At 71.7% G+C, this 14,477-nt stretch carries 20 protein-coding genes; 7 read left to right on the top strand and 13 right to left on the bottom strand.

The genetic code is table 11. The annotated features are described in order from the left end of the window. Nucleotides 1-71: 71 nt before the first annotated feature. The gene (locus PZ894_RS19310; RefSeq protein WP_275747323.1) at nucleotides 72-560 is read right to left on the bottom strand and encodes a MarR family transcriptional regulator; all 489 of its coding nucleotides are present in this window, start codon (nucleotides 558-560) and stop codon (nucleotides 72-74) included. A 95-nt stretch (nucleotides 561-655) separates the two neighbouring features. On the opposite strand from PZ894_RS19310, the gene PZ894_RS19305 reads away from it, so the two are divergent. Both PZ894_RS19305 and PZ894_RS19300 read left to right on the top strand, forming a co-directional pair. After that, nucleotides 656-1,426 (top strand): trans-aconitate 2-methyltransferase, encoded by a 771-nt coding sequence (locus PZ894_RS19305; RefSeq protein WP_275747321.1) that lies wholly within the window; start codon nucleotides 656-658, stop codon nucleotides 1,424-1,426. Continuing rightward, complete coding sequence (locus tag PZ894_RS19300) at nucleotides 1,423-1,791, top strand: VOC family protein (protein ID WP_275747320.1); 369 nt, start codon at nucleotides 1,423-1,425, stop codon at nucleotides 1,789-1,791. The genes PZ894_RS19305 and PZ894_RS19300 overlap by 4 nt, the downstream gene beginning before the upstream one ends. On the opposite strand, the gene PZ894_RS19295 is transcribed toward PZ894_RS19300, so the two are convergent. From PZ894_RS19295 to PZ894_RS19265, 7 genes are all read right to left on the bottom strand, one after another. Beyond that, nucleotides 1,778-1,954, bottom strand: coding sequence for a hypothetical protein (locus tag PZ894_RS19295; RefSeq protein ID WP_275747318.1), 177 nt, complete (start codon nucleotides 1,952-1,954; stop codon nucleotides 1,778-1,780). The genes PZ894_RS19300 and PZ894_RS19295 overlap by 14 nt on opposite strands. 9 nt (nucleotides 1,955-1,963) lie before the next feature. Then, nucleotides 1,964-2,158 carry a hypothetical protein gene (locus PZ894_RS19290; protein WP_275747316.1) on the bottom strand — a complete coding sequence of 65 codons (195 nt, stop codon included), beginning with the start codon at nucleotides 2,156-2,158 and terminating at the stop codon, nucleotides 1,964-1,966. 93 nt (nucleotides 2,159-2,251) lie between these two features. Beyond that, on the bottom strand, nucleotides 2,252-3,745 hold the full coding sequence (locus PZ894_RS19285) for a CehA/McbA family metallohydrolase (RefSeq protein WP_275747314.1): 1,494 nt from the start codon (nucleotides 3,743-3,745) through the stop codon (nucleotides 2,252-2,254). 33 nt (nucleotides 3,746-3,778) lie between these two features. Beyond that, on the bottom strand, nucleotides 3,779-4,627 hold the full coding sequence (locus PZ894_RS19280) for an amino acid ABC transporter permease (protein ID WP_275747311.1): 849 nt from the start codon (nucleotides 4,625-4,627) through the stop codon (nucleotides 3,779-3,781). Further along, nucleotides 4,624-5,274 carry an amino acid ABC transporter permease gene (locus tag PZ894_RS19275; RefSeq protein ID WP_275747309.1) on the bottom strand — a complete coding sequence of 217 codons (651 nt, stop codon included), beginning with the start codon at nucleotides 5,272-5,274 and terminating at the stop codon, nucleotides 4,624-4,626. The genes PZ894_RS19280 and PZ894_RS19275 overlap by 4 nt, the downstream gene beginning before the upstream one ends. Nucleotides 5,275-5,324: 50 nt before the next feature. Further along, the gene (locus PZ894_RS19270; protein WP_275747308.1) at nucleotides 5,325-6,218 is read right to left on the bottom strand and encodes a glutamate ABC transporter substrate-binding protein; all 894 of its coding nucleotides are present in this window, start codon (nucleotides 6,216-6,218) and stop codon (nucleotides 5,325-5,327) included. A gap of 51 nt (nucleotides 6,219-6,269) precedes the next feature. Then, nucleotides 6,270-6,998 carry an amino acid ABC transporter ATP-binding protein gene (locus PZ894_RS19265; RefSeq protein ID WP_275748039.1) on the bottom strand — a complete coding sequence of 243 codons (729 nt, stop codon included), beginning with the start codon at nucleotides 6,996-6,998 and terminating at the stop codon, nucleotides 6,270-6,272. Nucleotides 6,999-7,129: 131 nt separating this feature from the next. Here PZ894_RS19265 and miaB point away from each other — a divergent pair, with 131 nt between their 5' ends. Then, nucleotides 7,130-8,638, top strand: coding sequence for a tRNA (N6-isopentenyl adenosine(37)-C2)-methylthiotransferase MiaB (gene miaB, locus PZ894_RS19260; protein WP_275747306.1), 1,509 nt, complete (start codon nucleotides 7,130-7,132; stop codon nucleotides 8,636-8,638). A gap of 47 nt (nucleotides 8,639-8,685) precedes the next feature. On the opposite strand, the gene PZ894_RS19255 is transcribed toward miaB, so the two are convergent. Genes PZ894_RS19255 through PZ894_RS19235 form a run of 5 tightly spaced genes read right to left on the bottom strand, consistent with a single transcriptional unit; the run spans nucleotide 8,686 to nucleotide 10,116 of the window. Next, complete coding sequence (locus PZ894_RS19255) at nucleotides 8,686-8,976, bottom strand: hypothetical protein (RefSeq protein WP_275747304.1); 291 nt, start codon at nucleotides 8,974-8,976, stop codon at nucleotides 8,686-8,688. Further along, the gene (locus tag PZ894_RS19250; protein ID WP_275747302.1) at nucleotides 8,973-9,230 is read right to left on the bottom strand and encodes a hypothetical protein; all 258 of its coding nucleotides are present in this window, start codon (nucleotides 9,228-9,230) and stop codon (nucleotides 8,973-8,975) included. The genes PZ894_RS19255 and PZ894_RS19250 overlap by 4 nt, the downstream gene beginning before the upstream one ends. 22 nt (nucleotides 9,231-9,252) lie before the next feature. Then, nucleotides 9,253-9,750 (bottom strand): NUDIX domain-containing protein, encoded by a 498-nt coding sequence (locus tag PZ894_RS19245; RefSeq protein ID WP_275747301.1) that lies wholly within the window; start codon nucleotides 9,748-9,750, stop codon nucleotides 9,253-9,255. Beyond that, nucleotides 9,747-9,926, bottom strand: coding sequence for a hypothetical protein (locus tag PZ894_RS19240; protein WP_275747300.1), 180 nt, complete (start codon nucleotides 9,924-9,926; stop codon nucleotides 9,747-9,749). The genes PZ894_RS19245 and PZ894_RS19240 overlap by 4 nt, the downstream gene beginning before the upstream one ends. Before the next feature lies 1 nt (nucleotide 9,927). Further along, nucleotides 9,928-10,116, bottom strand: a complete 189-nt coding sequence (locus PZ894_RS19235; RefSeq protein ID WP_275747298.1) for a hypothetical protein — start codon at nucleotides 10,114-10,116, stop codon at nucleotides 9,928-9,930. A gap of 18 nt (nucleotides 10,117-10,134) precedes the next feature. Between PZ894_RS19235 and miaA the strand changes: the two genes are divergently transcribed. From miaA to ggt, 4 genes are read left to right on the top strand one after another with little or no spacing between them, the layout of a single operon-like run. After that, a complete protein-coding gene (gene miaA / locus PZ894_RS19230) occupies nucleotides 10,135-11,127 on the top strand; it encodes a tRNA (adenosine(37)-N6)-dimethylallyltransferase MiaA (protein WP_275747296.1) in 993 nt (330 codons plus the stop codon). Further along, on the top strand, nucleotides 11,124-12,032 hold the full coding sequence (locus tag PZ894_RS19225; RefSeq protein WP_275747294.1) for a helix-turn-helix domain-containing protein: 909 nt from the start codon (nucleotides 11,124-11,126) through the stop codon (nucleotides 12,030-12,032). Before miaA ends, PZ894_RS19225 begins: the two co-directional genes overlap by 4 nt. Then, the gene (locus PZ894_RS19220) at nucleotides 12,029-12,565 is read left to right on the top strand and encodes a dihydrofolate reductase family protein (RefSeq protein ID WP_275747292.1); all 537 of its coding nucleotides are present in this window, start codon (nucleotides 12,029-12,031) and stop codon (nucleotides 12,563-12,565) included. The genes PZ894_RS19225 and PZ894_RS19220 overlap by 4 nt, the downstream gene beginning before the upstream one ends. A 45-nt stretch (nucleotides 12,566-12,610) precedes the next feature. Then, on the top strand, nucleotides 12,611-14,440 hold the full coding sequence (gene ggt, locus PZ894_RS19215) for a gamma-glutamyltransferase (RefSeq protein ID WP_275747290.1): 1,830 nt from the start codon (nucleotides 12,611-12,613) through the stop codon (nucleotides 14,438-14,440). Nucleotides 14,441-14,477: the final 37 nt, after the last annotated feature.

The raw sequence follows: 14,477 nt of genomic DNA, 5'->3' as shown, positions 1-14,477 counted from the left end.
CTCGGGTGTTGCATTGCCCGAGAGGCGCGGGAATACCCGGTGCACCGGGTATTCCCGCACCGGGCCGGCCCTCAGCCCGCGAACGGCGCGAGCAGGGTCCGCAGCAGCGCCGCCAGCCGCACCCGGTCCTTCTCCGGGAGCTCGGCGAGGAACGTGCGCTCCGCCTCCAGCAGCCGCCCGAAGGCCGAGTCGACGGTGTCCTTGCCCTCGGGGGTGAGCCGCACCAGCACGCCGCGCCGGTCGCGAGGGTCGGGCAGGCGCTCGACCAGGCCGCGGCCGACCAGCCGATCGACCCGGTTGGTCATGGTGCCGCTGGTCACCAGCGTCTCGCGGAGCAGCCGCCCGGGGGAGAGCTCGTACGGCGCGCCCGCCCGCCGCAGCGCGGCCAGCACGTCGAACTCCCACGACTCCACCTGGGCCGTCGTGAACGCGTCGCGACGCGCCAGGTCGAGATGGCGGCCCAGCCGGCTGATGCGGCTGAAGACCTCGACGGGGGCAAGATCGAGATCGGGACGCTCGCGTTCCCACGCCTCGACCAGCTCGTCGACCTCGTCCCGCATGGTCGCAGCGTAACGGATCCGTCGAGAATCTTGACATCGAGACAAATGGCGCGCAAAGTGTCTCGATGTCGAGATAATTTCGAGGAGGACGACGCATGGCCCACACCTGGGATCCCGACCGCTACCTGACCTACGCCGGCGAGCGTGGCCGGCCGTTCGTCGACCTGCTCACGCGGGTCGGCGCCGACCGCCCGGCCACCGTCGTCGACCTCGGCTGCGGTCCGGGCAACCTGACCACGCTGCTCGCCGACCGCTGGCCGGGCGCCGACGTCGTGGGACTCGACTCCAGCCCGGAGATGATCGCGAAGGCGCGCGAGCTCCGCGGCGGCCTCCGCTTCCACGTCGCCGACCTGCGCGACTGGACCCCGCCGGCCCCGGTCGACGTCCTGGTCTCCAACGCGACCCTCCAGTGGGTGCCCAGTCACCTCGACCTGCTCCCGCGCCTCGTCGACGCGGTGGCCCCGGGCGGCTGGCTGGCGTTCCAGGTCCCCGGCAACTTCGACGAGCCCAGCCACACGATCCGCGACGAGCTCGCGGCCGAGGCGGCGTACGCCGAGCACACGGCCGGCGTCGCCGTGCCGAGCAGCCACGACCCGGCGGTCTACCTCGACGCGCTGGCCGGCCTGGACTGCACCGTCGACGCGTGGGAGACGACCTACCTGCACCTGCTGACCGGACCCGACCCGGTCTTCACCTGGGTCTCCGGCACCGGCGCCCGGCCCACGCTCCAGGCGCTGCCCGGCGACCTGCGCCCTGCCTTCGAGGCGGAGTTCAAGCGGCGACTGGCCGCGGCGTACCCCGAGCACGAGTACGGCGTGGTGCTGCCCTTCCGCCGGATCTTCGTGGTCGCCCGGGTGGCGTCGTGAGGCTCCACCACGTCCAGGTCGCGTGCCCGCCCGGCGGCGAGGAGGCCGCCCGCCGCTTCTACGCCGACGGCCTCGGCCTGACCGAGATCGCCAAGCCGGCCGACCTCGCCGGGCGTGGTGGGGCGTGGTTCCGCCACGACGGCGTGGAGATCCACGTCGGCGTCGAGGACCCGTTCGCGCCCGCCCGCAAGGCACATCCGGCCCTGCTGCTCGACGACGCCGCAGCGCTGGAGGAGCTCGCGGCGCGCCTCGAGGCGCTCGGCTTCGAGGCCGACTGGCGCGAGCGGCACACGTTCCCCGGGCACGAGCGCTTCCACACCCGCGACACCCACGGCAACCGCGTGGAGCTGCTCAGCTGCCGGTGATCGCCTGCTTGGCGAGCACGACCGCGCCGGCGCCGAAGAAGCCGACGAGCGCCCAGCCCAGCGGCGCGCTGCCGCCGAGCACCAGGACGACCCCGACGGCCACCGGCACGAGCAGGGCGATCGCGACCAGCAGCATGGACCAGTTGACGCGACTCGTGCTCACGCCGCCACGCTATCCAGCGGCCACGAGCTCCAGCGTGCCGAGGTCGCGGATCGCCTGGCAGGAGCGGGCCACCATCACCGCGAACATCCGGTCGCCCCGCTCGGTGCGGGCGCCGTAGGCGCACCCGAAGATCGCCACCAGCGGCCCCTGCGCCATCGCGAACACGGAGTCGTCCCAGCAGTCCTCGAGCGAGTAGTCCGGCACGTCGTACGACGCGAGCGCGGTGTGGTAGGCCGCGACGAGGTCGCGCGCGGCGCGGTCGACAGCCAGTTCGTGACGGACTTTCCCGGCCGGCTCTCAGCCGAGGAAGATCGGGTTCGTCAGCGCGACCATCGCGTCGCCGTGACGGACCTCCGCCCGCACGAACGCCGTGCCGCCCGGCACCGCCTGGTCGACCAGCAGGACGCCGTCCGCGCCGGCGACCACGGGAGCGCCGTACGTCGCGGCGCCCGGGCCGATCAGTGTGGCGACCGAGCCGGCGGGCACCCCGGTGACGTGGAGCCGTACGGCGACCTGGTCGGCGGCCGTGCTCGCGAGACGGTCGCCGCACTCGGCCGTTGTCGCACCCAGGGTGGCGGTGAACGCCAGGTCGACCGCAGAGGAGCCGGTGATCCAGGAGTGTCCGGCCCGGTAGCCCGCGATGATCGCAGTCGCCGACAGCCGCTTCGCCCGGACCACGGTCTGCGCGACGCCGATCCGCTGCTCGCGCTTGTGGGTGTCGGAGTTGCCGACGGCCGGCTTGAACACGCCCGCGGTGAGCAGCTCGTGCCACCGCGCGACCGCCTTGGTGTTGGCCATCGCGTTGAGCCCGCTCCACGGACCGTTCCAGACCTCGATGGCGTCCATCTCGGCGAAGTCGTCGCCGAACTGCCAGCCGTTGCCGGAGCCGATCTGGTAGGGGTGGGCGGCGATCGCGAGCCCGCGCGCCTTGCGCACCTGGTCGGTGAAGCGCGCGAGCCGCTCGTCCTCGGGCCGGTAGCGCCAGTCGATCCACGTCCCGCGCGGCAGGCCCGCGGCGAGCCAGTGGCCGGCGCGCGTCGTGACCTCCTCGCCCGTGATCACGAGGAAGTCGTCGGGAGCGACCCTGCCCCAGACCTGGTGGGCCGAGGTCGTGTTGTGCTCGGAGGTGCCGATGAAGTCGAGGCCGGCCTTGCGGGCGTACCTGATCACCTGCCGCGGCGTCTGCGACCCGTCGGAGTGGACGGTGTGCACGTGCAGGTCGCCGCGGTACCACCCGGCGCCGGCGCCCGGCACCGACCTCGGCGCGGGCGTGGGCCGGAACCGCTCGCCGCGCCGCCCGAAGTGCAGCGTGACGTCGACGCGGTACGGCGTGCCGTCGCCGCTGATCTGGTAGGGCCCGAGCACGACACGCCACCGGCCCGGAGTGATCGGGCCCGGCAGGTAGCCGGGGGTCGCCGAGGACCGGCTGATCCGGAAGGAGTCGCGTGAGCCGCCCGACCAGCCGCGGAACCCCTGCGCGTCTCCGAGTCCGCGACCCGAGGGGTCGAAGATGCCGATGTCGACGACGTTGAGGGTCGTCGGGCCGAGGGGCGTCGGCTCGTAGCGGTACTTCACCGAGATCGCGCGCACCCCCCTCGGCACCCGGAACGGCAGGTAGACCCAGTCCGGCCCGTCGGGATCGGTGAACTCGCCCTTGAAGGTCTTGGTCCGCTTCCGTTCGCCCGCGGCGGCGGGCTCGAAGGTGAGCAGGGCGGCGGTGGTCGCGACGCCGGCGCCGGCCAGGAAGAGGCTGCGCCGGTCGAGGGGACGGTCGAGATGTGCGTCAGTCATGGTGCGCACAGCATGGACCATCGCCCGACCGGGCTACGACAGTCCCGGGCCCGCCTGACCCATCCCGGGGTCGATCGTGTGCACGATCGGCTTGCGCTCGCCGACGAGTCTCCGCTGCGCCCAGGTGGCCAGGGCCGTGAGGATCAGGTTGCACACGATGTAGGTCGCGGCCAGCACGAGTGCGGTCTGGAGCTGGTTGCCGAACTCGGTCCAGATCTGGCGGCCGACGGTGGTCAGGCCGGGTGCGAGCACGTAGTAGCCGAGGCTGGTGTCCTTCAGCGCCACGATGCACTGGCTGATGATCGCCGGGATCATGATCTTCACGGCCTGCGGCAGCTGGATCGAGACCATGACCTGCGTCTTCCGCATCCCGAGGGCGTACGCCGCCTCGACCTGTCCCTTGGGCACCGCGAGCACGCCGGCGCGGGTGATCTCGGCCAGCACCGCCCCGTTGTAGAGCGTCAGACCGACCACGACCGACCAGTACGACGTGAGTCCGGCCGGCCCGAGGAAGAGGAAGATGATGAGCAACAGCAGCGGCACCGCGCGGAAGAACTCCACGATCAGCCACGAGGGCCATCGGACGAGTCGGTGGTCGGAGAGCTTGCCGACGCCGAGCACGAAGCCCATGACGACCGCGAGGAGGATCGCGAGCACCGCCATCGCGAGCGTGTCGAGCAGCCCCTGCCACAGGACCTCGAGGTAGGCGGGCGTGAGGAAGGGCTCCCAGAGGTCGTACTCCAGCTCGCCCTGGTCGTAGAGGTACCAGACGAGCCACGCCAGCAGCCCGATCAGCACGACCCCCGAAACCAGTGCGTAGAGCCGATGCCGGGCGCGGGTGCGTGGCCCCGGGGTGTCGAAGAGGACCGTGCTCGTGTTCATCGTGCTGCCCTCCAGCGTCGTTCCAGAACGATCGCGCCGGCCGAGATCAGCTCGACGAGCACGATGTACAGCGCAGCGAAGACCAAGAAGATGACGGTGTCGTCGGCGCTGTTGTTGCTGAAGTACCGCATCCTGCCGGTCAGCTCCATGAGGCCGAAGACCGCGGCGATCGAGGTGTTCTTGGTCATCGCGATCAGCACGCTGGCCAGCGGCGGCACCACCGCCCGGAACGCCTGGGGAAGTACGACGCTGCCCATCGTCTGGGCGAAGGTCAGTCCGATGGCTCGGGCCGCCTCGGCCTGTCCGAGGGGCACGGCGTTGACGCCCGACCGGACTGCCTCGCAGACGAAGGCCGACGTGTAGAGGCTGACCGTGACCACGCCCAGCGTCAGGAACGCCGTGTCGGTGAACCAGCCCAGGTTGGGCGCGGCCACGAAGATGAAGACGAAGATGATCAGCAGCGGGGTGTTGCGCACGAGCGTCACGTACGTCGTCCCGACGCCGCGAAGCACCGACACCGGCCCCACCCGCATCGCGGCCAGCAGGGTGCCGAGCACGAGCGAGCACAGGCCGGAGAGGACCGACAGCTGGATGGTCAGCCAGAACGCCTGGAGCACCAGGTCGTACTGGTCGAGGAGGTCGTCCAACCCTCGGTCCTCTCCGTCAGCCTACGGTCAGCTCGTCGAACGGTCCGCGGTCACGCGGCCGGGCACTCGTCCATCGCGGGCGGCTCGGGCGTGTCCACGCCGGACTTGCCGAGCGTTGCCTCGAACGCCTCCGCCCACGCGCCGTCCTCCTGGGCGTCCTCGATCGTGTCGGTGATCCACTCGCACATCTCGGGGTGGTCCTGGGAGTAGCCCACGCCGTACCGCTCCTCGGAGAAGGGGTCGACGACGACCTTGAGCTGGTCGGGGTTCTGGGCCGCGTAGCCGAGCAGGATCGCGCCGTCGGTGGTCATCGCGTCCACCCGGCCGTTGAGCACCTGGTCGACGCACTCGGAGTAGGTGTCGAAGCCGCGCGGCTTGGCGCCCTCGGCCTCGATGTTCTCCAGCGACGTCGATCCGGTGACCGAGCAGACCTCGGTGCCCTTGACGTCGTCGAGGCTGTCGATGTCGCTGTCGGACTTCACCAGCAGCTGCTGCCCGGTGACGTAGTAGGGGCCGGCCTGTCCGACCACCGCGCGCCGCTCGTCGGTGATGGAGTACGACGCGATGACCAGGTCGACCTCGCCGTTCTGGAGGAACGGCTCCCGGTTGTCGGAGATCGTCTCCTTCCAGGTGATGTCCTCGGGCGCGATGCCCAGGTCGGCGGCGAGGATCTTGCCGATCTCGGGGTCGAACCCGACCGGCATGTCGTCGGTCGCGCCCTTGAACCCGATGCCGGGCTGGTCGTACTTCACGCCGATGATGACGGAGCCGCTGTCGGCGAGCTCCTTCATCCTGGTGCCGTCGTCGAACTCGTCGGCGGCGTTCTCCTGCACCTCGACGTCGGCGCCCTCGTCGCTGTCGTCGCCGGCGTCGCCGCAGGCAGCGAGAGCGGCAGCGAGGGCGAGGGCGACGGCGGCCGCCCGGACCTTCTGGATGTGTCGCATTTCTTCTCCTCTTTCCGAGTTGCGGGAGCCTGTGACGGATCTGGGTCGCGGTCAGTGCTTGAGGATCTTGCCGAGGAAGTCCCGGGCACGGTCGGAGCGGGGGTTGGTGAAGAAGTCGTCGGGCGTGCTCTCCTCGACGATCGCGCCGTCGGACATGAAGACGACCCGGTCGGCGGCCGTGCGCGCGAACCCCATCTCGTGGGTCACGACGATCATCGTCATGCCGCCCCGGGCGAGGTCGACCATCACGTCGAGGACCTCCTTGATCATCTCCGGGTCGAGCGCCGAGGTCGGCTCGTCGAAGAGCATCAGCTTGGGCTCCATGGCGAGCGCGCGGGCGATCGCGACGCGCTGCTGCTGGCCGCCGGAGAGCTGGGCGGGGTACTTCTCCGCCTGGTGTGCGACGCCGACCCGGTCGAGCAGCTCGCGCGCCCGCTTCTCGGCGTCGGCGCGCTTGGTGCGGCGCACCTTGATCGGTCCGAGCGTGACGTTCTCCAGCACGGTCTTGTGGGCGAAGAGGTTGAAGCTCTGGAAGACCATCCCGACGTCGGAGCGCAGCCGCGCCAGCTCCTTGCCCTCCTGCGGGAGCGGCTGGCCCTCGAGCGTGATCGAGCCGCCGTCGATCGTCTCGAGCCGGTTGATCGCGCGGCACAGCGTCGACTTGCCGGAGCCCGACGGACCGATCACGACGACGACCTCGCCGCGGCGGACCCTGAGGTCGATGCCCTGCAGGACGTGCAGGTCGCCGAAGTACTTGTCGACGCCCTCGAGCGTCACCACGCTCTCGGTCGACGAAGGGGCCGCTGTCATGACGGGGACCTTAGTCACCCTTGGCCGGTTCGGGCTACCGACGCACGGGGAGGGGCGCGCGTTTCGGGTGCGGGGCCGGCGAGCCGTACCCTTTTCGCGTCATGGCTCGCACGTATGAGGTCCGCACCTACGGGTGCCAGATGAACGTCCACGACTCCGAGCGCCTCTCCGGCCTGCTCGAGGACGCGGGCTACCTCCCCTTTGATCGGGAGAGCGTCCCCGACGGGCAACAGGCCGACGTGGTCGTCTTCAACACCTGCGCGGTGCGGGAGAACGCCGACAACAAGCTCTACGGCAACCTCGGCCACCTGGCGCCGGTCAAGGCGGCGCGGCCCGGCATGCAGATCGCCGTCGGCGGCTGCCTGGCGCAGAAGGACCGCTCGACGATCACGCAGAAGGCGCCGTGGGTCGACGTGGTCTTCGGCACCCACAACATCGGCTCGCTGCCGGTGCTGCTCGAGCGGGCCCGGGTGCAGGAGGAGGCGCAGGTCGAGATCCTCGAGTCGCTCGAGGTCTTCCCGTCGACCCTGCCGACCCGCCGCGAGTCGGCGTACGCCGCCTGGGTGTCGGTGTCGGTCGGCTGCAACAACACCTGCACGTTCTGCATCGTCCCCAGCCTGCGTGGCAAGGAGAAGGACCGCCGGCCGGGCGAGGTCCTCGCCGAGATCGAGGCGCTCGTGGCCGAGGGCGTCTCGGAGATCACGCTGCTGGGGCAGAACGTCAACTCGTACGGCGTGGAGTTCGGCGACCGCCGGGCCTTCTCGAAGCTGCTGCGCTCCTGCGGCTCGATCCCCGGGCTGGAGCGGGTGCGCTTCACCAGCCCCCACCCGGCGGAGTTCACCGACGACGTCATCGAGGCGATGGCGGAGACGCCGAACGTGATGCCGCAGCTGCACATGCCGCTGCAGTCGGGCTCCGACAAGGTGCTGAAGGACATGCGGCGCTCGTACCGCCAGAAGAAGTTCCTCGGCATCATCGAGCGGGTCCGCGCGGCGATGCCGGACGCGGCGATCACCACCGACATCATCGTCGGGTTCCCGGGCGAGACCGAGGAGGACTTCGCCGAGACGCTGCACGTCGTGCGCGAGGCGCGCTTCTCCGGGGCGTTCACGTTCCAGTACTCCAAGCGCCCCGGCACGCCCGCCGCCGCGCTCGACGACCAGGTGCCGCCGGAGGTCGTCAAGGGCCGCTACGAGCGGCTGGTCACGCTGGTCGACGAGATCGCCTGGGAGGAGAACAAGGCGCTCGTCGGCACGCGCGTCGAGCTGATGGTCGCCGAGGGCGAGGGCCGCAAGGACGCCGCCACCCACCGGCTCTCCGGTCGCGGCCCCGACAACCGCCTCGTCCACTTCGCGTGGAACCCGGTGGTCGAGGAGGGACGGAGCCCCGTGTCGAAACCGCGACCCGGCGACCTGGTCACCGTCGAGATCACGTACGCCGCACCGCACCACCTGGTCGCCGACGGCGAGATCATCGGCGTGCGCCGCACCCGGTCGGGCGACGCGTGGGAGGCGCGCAACGCCGCCCCGTCGACGGCACCGGGGGTCGCGCTCGGCATGCCGGCGGTCGGCGTACCGGCCCCACTGCCGGAGGACCCCGCCTGTCGCTGACCTGACGGTGGCTGAGCCTGGACCCGGGATGAGGGTGCGAGCCGGCCCTACACCTCGTCGTCGTCGCGGGGGTCGAGCTTCGGGTAGCCCGCCTTCGGCGGGATGCCGGTGGGGTTGTCCTCGGGATTGCCGACGGACTGCTCGGGCAGGGTCTCCTCGTCGGCGGTGCGCTCGTGCTCCGAGACGTCGCGCAGGCCGTCGGTGGCCTCCTGGCCGGGGCCGGCGTGGCCGACCCGTTCGCTGCTGACTCCCATGCCGCCGGCGGCGCGCTGGGGACCGGAGGACCCGGGGGTCGAGGACTGGAGCTCCTCGTCGTCGTCCGAAGGTCGGTCGTTCATGCCGGCGACTCCTTCTCGGGCTCGTCGTTCTCCCCGTGGTCGTTGCGGGTGGCCTTCGTCGAGGTGTCTTCGCTCGCCTCGACCTCCTGCTTCAGCGGCTCGGGGACCTTCTCGGCGATCGAGGGGTTGTTCGACACCGGCGGATCCGGGATCGTGCCGTTGGCGTCGTCGGGCTTGGCGTCCACGCCGCCGGGGTTCGGCTCGCCCGGCTCGATCTCGGGCTCGGGCATCGGGCCGAGGTCGGACTGGTTCACGGGCAGCCTCCTGGGGGTCGGCTCAGAAGCCGAAGGTCGAGTACGCCTGCGCCGTACCCGTTCGCAGCGCCTCCAACACCGTCCGCTCGTGCGGCACGACGGGGTCGGGCAGGTCGTCGAGCCGGCACCAGCGCAGGTCGGCGGCCTTCTCGGTCTCGACGATCCGCGGCTCGCCCGACCAGGACCGGGCCGTGAAGAAGAAGTCGATGCGCTCGTCGATCGGCCGGTCGTGCCGGGTGCGCTGCATCGCGGTCACGAACGTCAGGTCGACGTCGCGGATCCCGAGCTCCTCCAGCGCCTCGCGCCGGGCGGCGTCGTACGCCGTCTCGCCGCGCTCGACGTGGCCGGCCGCGGCGGCCGCCCAGTGGTCGTCCATGTAGCCGGTGTTGTGCCGCAGCTGGAGCAGCACCTCCGGCCCCGCGGCTCCGTCGCGCAGCAGGAAGACGTACGCCGCGGGCACGACGACGAAGCGGCCGTGGGCCGCGGCGTACTCCTCGCTGTACGGCTCGGCCTCGGTCACTCCTCGTCCTCGTCGTCGTCCTCGACGAGGTCCTGGGGCGTCGTCTCCGCCTCGCCCTGCTCGTCGTAGCGGGTGCCGGTCTCCCGCGAGGTCGGCCCGTCGCCCTCCCCGACGTACTCCTCCTCGTCGGGGCGCTCCTCGGGCTCGACCTCGTCGGTGGTGTCGAACTCGCTCATCTCACTCACCTCCGGTGTCGTCTGAGGGTTCGTCGAGTGACGTCTCCGCATTCTCCACCTGATGCTCCACCCGCTCGGCGGACGGCGTCGCCCGGTCGTCTCCGGACGGCAGGTCCGACGGGTGCTCCCCGGGCGGACGCCCGGTGCCCACTGGCGGCTGGTCCTGGTCCTCGGGAATCGGCGCGGTCATGCTTGCCACACTAACCACATGCCGCCGACGTCATTCCTGCCGATCGTGGCCGTCGTCGGCGCCACCGCCTCCGGCAAGACCAGCCTGTCGCTCGACCTCGCGGAGCGGCTCGGTGGCGAGGTCGTCAACACCGACGCGATGCAGGTCTACCGGGGCATGGACATCGGCACCGCGAAGCTGCCCGAGGACGAGCGTCGCGGGATCCGGCACCACCTGCTCGACGTGCTCGCGGTGCGCGATCCGCTGACGGTCGCGGAGTTCCAGGGCTGGGCGCGGGACGCGATCGGCGCGCTCCACGCGGCCGGGCGGGTCCCGGTCCTGGTCGGGGGGTCGGCGCTCTACACGCGGGCGGTCCTGGACCGGTTCGACTTCCCGGGCACGGACGACGCCGTACGCCGCCGGCTGGAGGCCGACCTCGCCGAGGTCGGCAGCGCCGAGATGCACCATCGGCTTCGGTCGGTCGACCCCGAGGCCGCCGACCGGATCCTGGTCGAGAACGGGCGCCGCATCGTGCGGGCCCTCGAGGTCGTCGAGATCACCGGGCGGCCGTTCAGCGCCTCCCTGCCCACGCTGGAGTACGCCGACCCCGCGTCGGTGCAGATCGGCGTCGACATCGACCGGCCGACGCTGGACACCCGGATCGAGCAGCGGGTCGACCTGATGTTCGAGCAGGGCCTCGTCGCGGAGGTCGAGCGGCTGCTCGCCGAGGGGCTCGCCGAGGGACGCACCGCCGTGACCGCGATCGGCTACCGCGAGGTGGTCGCCCACCTGCGCGGCGACCTCACCCTCGACGAGGCCCGCGAGCGCACGATCTTCGCCACCCGACGCTTCGCCCGGCGCCAGGACTCGTGGTTCCGCAAGGACCCGCGGATCACCTGGCTCCGGTACGACGATCCGGAGCTGGTCGACCGCGCGGTGGCGGCGATCGCCTCGGCCCATCGGACGGCCCCACGCACCGAGCAAGAACGGTCGGGCGCCGGGGACGGGGCCGCGGCCAGACTGGACCCATGACCGAGACCGGGCGCGACCGCCTTCGCGAGCTGCTCGACGCGGTGCTCGACGAGGAGCACCGAAGCCTAGACGAGATGGCGCGCGGGGCGTTCTCGTCGCCGTACCACTTCACCCGACAGCTCTCGGCGGGCGCCGGCGAGCCGCCGGTGGCGATGCGCCGGCGGGTGATGCTCGAGCGCGCCGCGTGGCAGCTGCGGCACGGCGCGACGGTGACCGACGCGGCGTTCGCGGCCGGCTACGAGTCCGTCGAGGGCTTCGCCCGGGCGTTCGCGCGCGCCCACGGACACGCGCCGAGCCACCGGGTCGGCGGCGGCCACTGGCTGCCGGCGCCCAACGGCATCCACTTCCACCCGCCCACGTCGCTGTGGGTGCACACCGGGGAGCGCACCATGGCCCAGCCGCTGGACCTGATGATCCACCACGACCTCGACGACACCCGCGACCTGATCGTGCTGGCCAAGCAGCTGGACGACGACGCCTACCGCGCCGAGCTGCGGGCCGGCAGCCGCGTGCACAGCTGGGAGGGCGAGGAAGCGTCGGTCGCCGCCGTGCTCACCAGCCAGGTGGACACCAAAGAGGTGTGGGTGGCGGCGATCGTGGGCGAGGACTTCCCCGGCGGGCGGTCCGACGACGTCGGGTCGCTGCTGCGGCGCCACGACGACGTCGCGGCGCGCTGGCTCGAGATGGTGCGCGACATCGAACGCCGGGAGGCGTGGGACGACCGGATCGTCGACGCGCTCTGCGATCCGCCGGAGAGCTTCGTGCTCGGCAGCATCGTCGCCCACGTGCTCACCTACTCCGCCCACCGCCGGCTCGGCGTGCGCGCCATGCTGCGCGAGCACGGAGTCGAGGCCGACGAGGGCGACCCCATCAACTGGCTGCGACGACGATCGGACACCGCGTGAGGACCACCTACTACACCGCCACGACGCTCGACGGGTTCCTCGCCGACGAGCACGACTCCCTGGACTGGCTGCTCAGTCAGCCGAACGACGACGACGGCCCCCTCAACTACGGGGAGTTCATCGAGGACATCGGCGCGATCGCGATGGGCGCCACGACCTACGAATGGGTGCTTGCCCACGAGGACGGCGCCTGGCCCTACGAGCTGCCGGCGTGGGTGTTCACCCACCGCGACCTGGCGCCGGTCGCCGACAGCGTCCGCCTCACCTCGGCTCCGGTCACGGAGGTGCACGCCGCGATGACCGAGGCCGCAGGCGGCAAGGACCTCTGGGTGGTGGGCGGCGGCGACCTCGCCGCCCAGTTCGCCGCCGCGGGCCTCCTCGACGAGGTCATCGTGTACGTCGCGCCCGTGCTGCTCGGCGCCGGGCGGCCGCTCTTCACCAGGCCCTTCGACCTGGAGCTGCTCGAGGTCGCTCGAAACCAGGCGTTCCTGTGTGCCCGCTACCGGGTCGTGGGAGCGCGTTTGGACGGGTAGCCACCCGGGCAGGGGGAGGAGAAGCCACTCCCGGGAGGTCCTCGCATGCGCTCGATCGCCGCCCTCGCGGCCCTGTCCCTCGCCGCGACACTCACGGTCGCGCTCAGCGGCGAGGCGTCGGCCGGCACACCCGGCAAGGGCAGGGCTCCGCAGCCTGCGAAGCAGGCGACGGCGGTCGGCACCGGTGGCGCCGTCTCCTCGGTGGACCCCTACGCCACCCGGATCGGGCTGCGCGTGCTGCGACACGGCGGCAACGCCACGGACGCCGCGATCGCCACCGCCGCCGCCCTCGGCGTGACCGAGCCGTTCAGCTCCGGCATCGGAGGCGGCGGATACTTCGTGCACTACTCGGCGAAGTCCGGCAAGGTGCGCACCATCGACGGGCGCGAGACCGCACCCGCCGCGATGCCCCACGACGCGTTCATCAACCCGAAGACCGACGAGCCGTGGAACTTCTCCCCGGAGCTGGTGACCAGCGGCGTCTCCGTCGGAGTGCCGGGCACGCTCGCGACCTGGCAGCGCGCGCTGAAGCGCTGGGGCACCCGGTCGCTGGCGGAGTCCCTGCGCCCGGCCACCCGGCTGGCGAAGAAGGGCTTCGTGGTCGACAAGACCTTCCGCAGCCAGGTCCGGCAGAACCGCCTGCGGTTCCGCACCTTCGTGCCCACCAAGCAGCTCTTCCTGCGCGGCGGGCACGCGCCGCGCGTCGGCAGCAGGTTCCGCAATCCCGACCTCGCCGCGACCTACCGGATGATCGCGCGCGACGGCTGGCGCACCTTCTACGAGGGCCCGCTCGCCGACGAGGTCGCGGGCGCCGTGCTGCAGCCCCCGACGGTCCGCAAGCGCAAGCTCCCGGTGCCCAAGGGCTACATGGTCGCCCGCGACCTGAAGCGCTACCACGTGATCAACCGCAGGCCGACCCACGTCGGCTACCGCGGCCTCGACGTCTACGGCATGGCGCCGTCGTCGTCCGGCGGCTCCACGGTCGGCGAGGCGCTCAACATCCTCGAGCGCTGGGACCTCGCGACGATGCCGCGTGCCCAGGCCCTGCACCTCTACCTCGAGGCCAGTGCGCTGGCCTTCGCCGATCGCGGCGCCTACGTCGGCGACCCCGCGCAGGTCGACGTGCCGCTGTCCGACCTGCTCTCCGACACCTACGCCGCCGAGCGCGGGTGCCTGGTCAACCCCGCCTCCACGATGACCAAGCCGGTCGAGCCCGGCGACGTCACGTCGTACGACGGCGCCTGCCCGGGCCCGCTGGGCACCGCCTCCTCCGCTCCGGACACGGAGAACACCGAGACCACCAACCTCACCGTCGTCGACAAGTGGGGCAACGTCGTCGAGTACACGCTGACGATCGAGCAGACCGGCGGCTCCGGCATCGTCGTGCCCGACCGGGGCTTCCTGCTCAACAACGAGCTCACCGACTTCTCCGCGGAGTACGACCGCCACGACCCCAACCGGATCGAGCCGCGCAAGCGACCGCGCTCCTCGATGTCGCCGACGATCGTGCTGAGCGGCGGCGAGCCGATGCTCGCGGTCGGCTCACCCGGCGGGTCGACGATCATCACCACGGTGCTGCAGATCCTGCTCAACCGGCTCGACCTCGGCATGACGCTGCCCGACGCCATCGCGGCGCCGCGGGCGACCCAGCGCAACACCGCGACCGACCTGGCCGAGCCGGCGTTCCTGCAGCAGTACGGCGCGCAGCTGGGCCTGCTCGGCCACGACGTCGAGGCGTACGAGGACATCTTCACCGGCACCCAGGAGATCGGCGCCGCGACCGGCATCGAGATCGGACCCGGCGGCCTGCTCACCTCCGCCGCCGAGCCGTCTCGGCGAGGTGGCGGCTCGGCGCGGGTGGTCACACCGCGATAGGGCGACGCGGGCGCGGTGGCGCCGGCAGTACGGTGGA

Source organism: Nocardioides sp. YIM 152315 (genome assembly GCF_029210375.1).
In the GTDB taxonomy this organism is placed as follows: Bacteria; Actinomycetota; Actinomycetes; order Propionibacteriales; family Nocardioidaceae; genus Nocardioides.
Note: the sequence above shows the minus strand (reverse complement) of the source record. Positions and strands in the feature narration are given on the sequence as shown.

What these genes read in the sequence shown, in the direction of transcription:
- PZ894_RS19310 (WP_275747323.1), bottom strand. Translation starts at nt 560, where the DNA reads ATGCGGGACGAGGTCGACGAGCTGGTCGAGGCGTGGGAACGCGAGCGT.
- PZ894_RS19305 (WP_275747321.1), top strand. Translation starts at nt 656, where the DNA reads ATGGCCCACACCTGGGATCCCGACCGCTACCTGACCTACGCCGGCGAG.
- PZ894_RS19285 (WP_275747314.1), bottom strand. Translation starts at nt 3,745, where the DNA reads ATGACTGACGCACATCTCGACCGTCCCCTCGACCGGCGCAGCCTCTTC.
- PZ894_RS19280 (WP_275747311.1), bottom strand. Translation starts at nt 4,627, where the DNA reads ATGAACACGAGCACGGTCCTCTTCGACACCCCGGGGCCACGCACCCGC.
- PZ894_RS19270 (WP_275747308.1), bottom strand. Translation starts at nt 6,218, where the DNA reads ATGCGACACATCCAGAAGGTCCGGGCGGCCGCCGTCGCCCTCGCCCTC.
- miaB (WP_275747306.1), top strand. Translation starts at nt 7,130, where the DNA reads ATGGCTCGCACGTATGAGGTCCGCACCTACGGGTGCCAGATGAACGTC.
- PZ894_RS19255 (WP_275747304.1), bottom strand. Translation starts at nt 8,976, where the DNA reads ATGAACGACCGACCTTCGGACGACGACGAGGAGCTCCAGTCCTCGACC.
- PZ894_RS19240 (WP_275747300.1), bottom strand. Translation starts at nt 9,926, where the DNA reads ATGAGCGAGTTCGACACCACCGACGAGGTCGAGCCCGAGGAGCGCCCC.
- PZ894_RS19235 (WP_275747298.1), bottom strand. Translation starts at nt 10,116, where the DNA reads ATGACCGCGCCGATTCCCGAGGACCAGGACCAGCCGCCAGTGGGCACC.
- miaA (WP_275747296.1), top strand. Translation starts at nt 10,135, where the DNA reads ATGCCGCCGACGTCATTCCTGCCGATCGTGGCCGTCGTCGGCGCCACC.
- PZ894_RS19225 (WP_275747294.1), top strand. Translation starts at nt 11,124, where the DNA reads ATGACCGAGACCGGGCGCGACCGCCTTCGCGAGCTGCTCGACGCGGTG.
- ggt (WP_275747290.1), top strand. Translation starts at nt 12,611, where the DNA reads ATGCGCTCGATCGCCGCCCTCGCGGCCCTGTCCCTCGCCGCGACACTC.